At 40.8% G+C, this 593-nt stretch carries 1 protein-coding gene; it reads left to right on the plus strand.

From position 1 onward, the window contains the following. Positions 1-536, plus strand: a 536-nt coding sequence (zapE, locus tag R7044_RS26685; protein ID WP_225456169.1) for a cell division protein ZapE, incomplete at its 5' end; no start/stop codon positions are given. Positions 537-593 lie beyond the last annotated feature (57 nt).

The raw sequence follows: 593 nt of genomic DNA on the forward strand, positions 1-593 counted from the left end.
TGATTTTGGCGCGTTGCCATGTACTAACTGTGGATAGTCGTGTCGATTATCGTATGAGGACGTTGGAACAAGCCGAAATCTACCATTATCCATTGGATGAGCCGGCTTCTATTAATTTAAATACCTATTATCAGCAGCTTACGGCTGAGCGTAAAAGTGTTGCTCATAAAATCGACATTAATCATCGACAGATTAACGTGATTGAAGCCAGTGATGGGGTGTTACATGCTTCTTTTGAGCAGTTGTGCCAAACCGCTCGAAGTCAAAACGATTACATTGAACTCTCACGTATTTATCACACGGTTTTACTAGCCGATGTTCGTCAGATGAATCGTAAAATTGATGATGCTGCGAGGCGTTTTATTGCTTTAGTCGACGAGTTTTATGAGCGCAACGTAAAACTGATTATTTCAGCGGAAGTCGAGATGGATGCCTTATATACCGAAGGACAACTGGAATTTGAGTTCAAGCGTTGTGTATCGCGTTTAACCGAGATGCAGAGTCATGAGTATCTTGCTCGCGAGCATTTGGCATAAATTTGATTGTCTCTTAAAAAAGTGAAGAAAAAATTAGTGATTTGGCGCAAAAAAAGG

The sequence above is a fragment of the Vibrio sp. 1402 genome, from assembly GCF_033340275.1.